The sequence below is a fragment of the Microbacterium sp. genome (assembly GCF_036277215.1).
GTDB lineage: Bacteria > Actinomycetota > Actinomycetes > Actinomycetales > Microbacteriaceae > Microbacterium.
The window spans coordinates 1-6819 of sequence record NZ_DASUNI010000139.1; the positions used below are offsets into that span (position 1 = coordinate 1).

The following is a 6819-nucleotide window of genomic DNA, read 5'->3' on the forward strand; positions in this document are numbered from 1 at the left end:
GCCGTACACGATCGACGCACCGACGACGAAGACCTTCCGGCGGCCCGTCCGGTCCGACAGCTTCCCACCCACCACGGAGGCGACGACGACCATGACGGACTGGACCGCGGTGGCCAGGAAGACCTGGCGTGGCACCTCGGCCTCCGCGCTGCCGATCTTCTCCAACAGGTAGTAGACCTGATACATCGTGAGGAAGGCGTACGCCAGAACGAACAGGAAACGGCTGGCAAAGGCCCAGGCGAAGTCTGGACTCCTCAGCGGGTTGACGTAGAACGTACTGGCGAACTCGCGCAGCGACCAGGCCGGCCTCTCATCGCGGCGCAGCCGGCGATCCCTCAGCGAGACCGCGAACAGCAGAACGAAGAACCCGCCGATCGCACACGGGACCAAGAACATGGCGAGTTGGTTGCCGGTGAACAGCTGCACCAGGAAAGTCCCGCCCACCGACGCCAGCGGCAGACAGACTCCCAGGGCACCGGAGACCAGGCCACGTTGCGCGACCGGAACCTGGTCGGGCAGCACCGCCACCATGGCGGCGAGCAACGCGTTGAAGAACAGCTGCGCGACGCACCATCCGACCAGGACGACCGCGATGGTGGGAGCCAACGCGACGACGAGGATTCCGAGCGATCCGCCCGCCACGCCGATGATCATCCAGGGTCTTCGCATGCCGAGTCGCGAAGAGGTGCGGTCGCTCATCCTTCCGAAGAAGGGATTGCCCACCATGGCGAGCAGGGCACCGATTCCGGTGACCAGCGACAGGCCGGCAGGAGCCCGATCGATCCCGACGAGCGAGTTGACCTTCAACGCCAACGTGACCAACAGGGGCGCGACCAGCACCAGGCAGGTGCCCACGTACGCCAGTGTGTAGAGCGAGACGAAACCCCATCCCACTCGCGGCAGCACGGACCCGGACTCCAGTGCGGGACCATCATCTGCCGACGGAGGCATCGATCGGTTCACCCAGGTGTCAGGTTTGGGAGTGGCTCTTGGCGAGCTGCGCAAGGAACGCGTCGACTGATCCCTAGCAATGTGAGGACTCGACGTTGATCACGGCGTCGAAAGAAGCGTCCGGGAATGGCATCTGCTGGGGCGTCACCACACACGAACTCCAAGCTGGGGCGGACGCGCCGGTGCCGGTTGCACAAGTCAACTGCTTCCTGCGAGAAGTCCATGCCGGTCATCGAACGCGGCTCGAGATAGCGACTGATGTAGAAGGCGCCGCCGCCCCCTCCCGAGCCGACCTCGAAAAGGTTCGCCACACGAGTTTGCGGAGGGTCACGGTTAAACCTAGCCGACCACGGCAGGGGCCCTGTCGACGGATTCATGAGCGCATCCCATCTCCCGGTGCCGTTCCCCTTGCCCGTACGGGCACACTTCAGCGCCGCGCGCCCGCTGAGCGGGCGTCGCACGACATACTCAGGTTGGACGTTCCCGCAGGCGTGTCAACTCTCCGGCGGAGGATCGGCGCATGAGCCCCGATAGGGCACAACCGGATCGGCGCTACGCCCCGTCGCGGCCCACGCCGGACCGGGCGGAGGGTCCGGTTCCGGCACCGACCGGGCACGCTACGTCGGAGGTGCTCGCTCCGGTGTCCACGGGGTCGTGGAGCTACCTACGGTCGAACCCGTCGTTGATGCTCACGTTGCAACGTGCGGCCGGCAACGGCGCGACCCGGGGCGCTGTGTCCCGGTCGCTGACGGTCCAGCGCGATCGTGCGGCGATGCTCACCGCGTACCGCGACGAGGTGAACGCCGGCGAATGGGGGAAAGCGGCCGAACGCCTCAACGGCTTCAACGACCCCGACATCAACGCCCGGGTGAAGGAGCTCGGCTACGACAAGCGCGCGCTGCTCCTCGCTGCCGTTCAGGAGTGGAACCACCGGGTGCGCCGACCGGCGCTGGACATGAACTACAAGGCGGATGTGGATGCCGGCCGCCTGGAGCACGCGGCGGGCCTGCTCAACGGATTCGACGAACCCGACATCATCAGCCGGTTCGGCCAGCTGCCCATTGAGAAGCATCTGGCGCTGCTGATCGCCTGTCCGGCCACCGCCAAACGGGTCCTCGAGATCGGTCTCCGCCTGCAGCCCAAGCAGAAGACGCGGGTGTGGCCGGTGGCGGACTTCATCGCCATCTGGGAGAAGCTGCACGGCCGCACGATGTCGCCCGAGGAGAAGCTCGATCTCCGCCGCGGCTGCATCGGCATCACGTCACTGAACCTCGCGGACGGCGCCCCCAACCCGCCCCTGGGCTTGTCGTTCGACAGCTTCGAGCGTGCCCGCGCCGTGTCGCGCGCGCTCAACGACATCCTGGCCACCGCTCCCACCGTCGCGAAGTACGGCGAGGCGGTTGGAGCGCATCCGCTGCTCAGTCAGCTCACCGGGGTGGTGAGCGCCCTGCCGTCGAGCAACCCTGCCGAGTGGCGGGCCGTGGTCTTCTCGAAACGCTTCTGGTCCAACCAGAACCTCGACTGGAACAAGGCCAAAAAGCCCGCCAAGGGCGCGTTCAAGCCAGACCCGAACACCGGCCAGGTCGACATGTCGGGGGACAAGAACCTGGGGCGTCCCGACCCATCCTTGGGCCCCGGGGGCGAGATGGTCAGGTTCGACTACGGCTGGTACGACGAGACCACCAATTCCTGGTGGCACGCCAATCATTCCGAGCCCGGGATGCAGGTCTACCAAAGTACGCTCGCGCACTACTCGCAGCCGCTCGTGAACTTCGACCGGCAGGTGTTCACGGTCGCTCTGGCCAAGAAGTGAGAGAAAGAAGTGAGAGGAGGTGCCATGGATTTCTCCGAGATGGTTGATCAGCAGGTGACCCTCAGCGGTGTCGCGTACAACGCGCTCGGCAGCGCTGTGGTCGCCGATCCCGATGGCGAGTGGTTCATCCACGTGGACGGCCTCGAGAGCTGGGACGAGGGCGACTACGGCAACAACGTCGAGATCACCGGTCTGCTGGTCCGGGAGGCCATCGCACCGCAGGCGGAGGAGAAAGACGGTCGGCACACCCACGGCGCCAAAGGCACGGCCCTGGTCATCCGGGGTGCCACCTGGCGAATCGTGGGCTAGGGCCAGTAGGTCGCGCCCTGAGCCTGTCGAAGGGCAGCATCGGCGAGGGGGGTTTGGTTGGGTCGCCAACCTCGGCCGGACAGTGACCACTCGCCGCAGCCAGCGGTACTCTGCAAGAGCAGCCCCGAGTAGATCGCGGGTGTCGGTGCGCCTGTTCCCCGCCGAAATCTTCGCGATCCGGTCGGCGGCGGGAATGAGGCGCGGATGAACGTGATTGTGCGCCGATGGCTGCTGGCCACGATCCTCCTGCTCGTGGTTACGGTGGGCTGTTCCCCTGCGGCTCCGCCGCCCTCTCCGCCCTCGCCGTCACCGCCCGCGCCGACCGGCACCTCAGCAATTGACTTCCCCGCTCTGGAGGCGGAGATCGAGAGGGCGATCACCGCCGGTCCGGCGTCGTTGGACCAGGTTCGGGCTGTGTTGGTGAATGTCGAGGGCGAGACCAGGATTGCCCACTATCGGCACGGCTTCACCGACGGTGACTACGGGCACGTGTTCTCGGTGACCAAGAGCGTGCTGTCGATTCTGGTGGGGATCGCGATTGCCGACGGTCTGATTCTCGACATCGACCAGCCGCTGGCGGAGCTGTTGCCGAAGCATCGCCAAGCCATGAGCGGTGAGACCGGCAAGGTCACGCTGCGCCACCTGATGACCATGTCGGGCGGATTCCGCGAAATCCCGGGCGGATTCGTCTGGGACGAATCCGCGAAGTCAGGCAGTAGCTTCATCGAGGTCTTGCTGAAACAGCGGCAGGAATTCAAACCGGGCGAGATCTACTGGTACTCCGATGCCAGTGCTCATCTGGTGGCCGCCGTGCTGGCGACTGCGCTGGAGAACGCCGACGGCAACCGATCCCGGTCGGTGCTGGACTACGCCCGCGAGAAACTCTTCGATCCCCTGGAAATCTCCACGCACCCGAGCTTCTCCAAGCCTCTGCCGGACCCGTTGCTGACGTCCGAGTTCGTGGCGGCCGACTTCGGCTGGGGGACCGACCCCAACGGCATCCACCTCGGCGGATTCGGCCTGCGGCTCACGGCGCCGGACATGATGAAGATCGGCGAACTCTACCGACGCGGTGGGGTCTGGAACGGCAAGCAGGTCGTGCTTGCAGCGTGGATTCAGCAGTGCACCGCACCGGCGAACTACGAATCACAGATCGGCGGCCCACTCGAGTACGGCCTGCTGTGGTGGATCCTTCCGGACCCCGAGCAGGCAGAGTCGAAGAAGCCGGAACCGGTGGGATACGCCGCAATCGGATTCGGCGGGCAACGCATCTATGTGCTGCCGGAATATGAGGCGGTGATCGTTTACCTGTCGGACGTGCAAGCTGACCGCCAGATCGACGACCCGGATCTGGATCCCCTCGATCGCGTATTCATCGCGGCCTTTCCGTGACAGCGGAACACACCACCAGTTACGCGGTCCTCCGTGCTGATGGCGGGCCCAGGTCGGTCGGCATCAAGGTGCCGATGCCGTTGGTCGCCGCGAGAACGTAGTGTTCGACCGTCCGCTCCTCGCCATTCACTTGATTGCGCAGGGTGAGGCTGAGCGCGTATGCAGGTTGGATGTACTCCTGATCCTCCAGCCGGCCTAGTTCCACGTAGCACAGCCGTGCATCGTCGATGTCGAGCATGTCGCCGAAGCGTGCGCGCCAGTAGCCCTCGACCTCAGCAATCACGCTGTCGAGCTGCCGCCAGCCAGCCACAGGTTCATGCACGGCGATTCGTCGGTTGATCCGCTCGAATCCGGTCGGCTCGAGCTTCGCGTCGAGGTACATCACGACCTTCCCACCTTGTCCTTCGACGGTTAGTCCATCGATTACGCGGGAGAACACGACGCCGACATCAATGACCCTCGTGTCGACTGGAACACCGTTCTTCACCGACGATGCCACGTTGAGTCGCGCGACTTTTGTGGGCATGAATGTGGCCTCGTCCGTCAGTTCGAGACGTTCTATTTCCCGAGTCGCGGCTGCGATGGCATCTGCATCAGATACTCCCATCGCCGTGGTGCCATCGTCGACCTGCCATCGACTGCTATCGACGTACTGCACGGCCCGCGAGGCACGGTAAACGGTAAAGACGTACGGCTCTTCCTCCAATTCCAGCAGCGGTCCCATGTCGTTCCAATCTTGGTCCGCAGCCTGGGTAAGACCCGCTCGTCCGGCAAGCGCGGCAACATCGTCCAAGGAACCAAGTGCCGGATCGACGCGATAGATACTGGCCGAAACATCAAACGTGCGCCAACGCTCGACAAGCTCTTCGTAATTCATCTTCAGCTCCTAACCACGCCACATCCAGGCCAAATGGGTCGCCGGTGCCGGACCAGCATCGCGATCGGCGAGTCTGCTGTTGTTGAGGCGAGCGGACGCATTCGCCGAACTATTGCCAGGCGAAATTGCCACCGGCCTGTTCACTGCGCTGCCCGATCGGGCGAACGCGGCGTCGAGCCACGCTGGGCCTACGGCAGTTCCTCGCGAAACCGCGGTCAAGAACTCGGCCCCACGATTCGAATCTATCCCCGGATAGGAAAGGCCGACGAACGCGCAGAGCACGTGGAGCGCTTGAAGCGGATGCGCGGCGTCGCCGTCTGTCGGTGCCGACCAGGTGCGCATCACGCTCGTGTCGACGTTCGGATTGTCCGAGACGGCCCCGCAGGTGTCGAGCACCAACCATCGCAAACGCCGCACACCAAGACGCATGTTGGCATAACGGGCCAGGCAGTTGAAATGGTTCGATGCGAACGCAATCCCTATCTCAGTAGCACCGTGGTCCACGAAATACATCAAGTGCGTGTTGTCGATCATGTTGAGAGAATCACCGGTCGATACTCGTTCGGGGTGTTCATAGTCAGATGCCCACGCGTCCGCGTTCCCCCATACGAACTTTTCAACGTGCCCGAAACTTCGCGCCGTGTTGATGACCGCGCTCGCCACGCTCCAGTTCGCGGGCAATGCTTGGAACGAGCAGCTCGTTCCTGCTGCGGGACCATCGCTGGTCCATTCGACACCGAAATCGACTCGGACAACAGCAGCCATGATCGCGCGCCTCCTTTGATGGTGCTTTCTCTGCTCTCCGTGTGCACCGGATAGGCTTTGAGTAGGAGCACTTCAACGTTAACGCTCTGGCTAAGCGATGACTAGCCCGGTTCGGGCACCAGTTCTTTGTTGATCATGTTTTGGCATACGTTGACCGAGCTCGAGCACCGTCTCGCCACCTCCTCAAGCCCGGGACGCGATGACCTCATTCGGCAATCGGGACGTGGGGCAGCCGTGCCGACATCAGTCCTGCCGTCTGTTGGCGCGAAGCCTGTACCGAGATCCGGGGTGCCGAACGTGCACCTGCACCATCTGCCGGATTGGACTGGCCTCAGGGGTTCGGGACGTGATTCGCCACGTGTGTTGCGGGATCCAGCCGAGCAGACGCTGGGCCTTCTCGCTGGAGATGAGCGATCGGGTGCCCTCGACCGGCGAACGGAACTCGGTGTCCGGGAAGAACTCGGCCATCAGGTCAGCCGAGGACCGGGTCATCACGTTGTCGTGGTTCGCGATCACGAAGCTGTCGAATCCTGGCGTCTGGTACTCGAGGGCCCGAACGACCGCCTGAGCGCCGTCGCGAGCGTCGATGTAGGACCACAGGTTCCACATCCGTGACGCCGGATCGTCCTCGAGGGAGGGGAACTCGGCGTAGTCGGGAGGGTCGATGACGTTGGAGAACCGGAGTCCGATCATCTTCAGCTGGGGCTCCCAG

General features: G+C 64.1%; 8 protein-coding genes. 3 read left to right on the forward strand and 5 right to left on the reverse strand.

The annotated features are described in order from the left end of the window. On the reverse strand, positions 1 to 906 hold a 906-nt coding region (locus tag VFX99_RS07210; RefSeq protein ID WP_329665625.1), incomplete at its 3' end, for an MFS transporter. Between the two features lie 53 nt (positions 907 to 959). Further along, entirely contained in the window at positions 960 to 1328 is a 369-nt protein-coding gene (locus tag VFX99_RS17300) for a methyltransferase domain-containing protein (RefSeq protein WP_414684332.1), read from the reverse strand. Between the two features lie 395 nt (positions 1329 to 1723). Here VFX99_RS17300 and VFX99_RS07215 point away from each other — a divergent pair, with 395 nt between their 5' ends. From VFX99_RS07215 to VFX99_RS07225, 3 genes are all read left to right on the forward strand, one after another. After that, a complete protein-coding gene (locus VFX99_RS07215) occupies positions 1724 to 2764 on the forward strand; it encodes a hypothetical protein (RefSeq protein ID WP_329665626.1) in 1041 nt (346 codons plus the stop codon). Between the two features lie 24 nt (positions 2765 to 2788). Further along, complete coding sequence (locus tag VFX99_RS07220) at positions 2789 to 3073, forward strand: hypothetical protein (protein ID WP_329665627.1); 285 nt, start codon at positions 2789 to 2791, stop codon at positions 3071 to 3073. A gap of 204 nt (positions 3074 to 3277) precedes the next feature. Next, on the forward strand, positions 3278 to 4465 hold the full coding sequence (locus VFX99_RS07225) for a serine hydrolase (RefSeq protein WP_329665628.1): 1188 nt from the start codon (positions 3278 to 3280) through the stop codon (positions 4463 to 4465). Between the two features lie 19 nt (positions 4466 to 4484). Here the strand turns inward: VFX99_RS07225 and VFX99_RS07230 are convergent, their stop codons facing one another. From VFX99_RS07230 to VFX99_RS07240, 3 genes are all read right to left on the reverse strand, one after another. Further along, on the reverse strand, positions 4485 to 5342 hold the full coding sequence (locus VFX99_RS07230) for a hypothetical protein (RefSeq protein ID WP_329665629.1): 858 nt from the start codon (positions 5340 to 5342) through the stop codon (positions 4485 to 4487). Between the two features lie 9 nt (positions 5343 to 5351). Continuing rightward, positions 5352 to 6107, reverse strand: a complete 756-nt coding sequence (locus tag VFX99_RS07235; RefSeq protein WP_329665630.1) for a DUF6345 domain-containing protein — start codon at positions 6105 to 6107, stop codon at positions 5352 to 5354. Positions 6108 to 6350: 243 nt separating this feature from the next. After that, positions 6351 to 6819: NAD-dependent epimerase/dehydratase family protein (locus VFX99_RS07240; RefSeq protein ID WP_414684333.1), on the reverse strand; the 469-nt coding region annotated here is incomplete at its 5' end.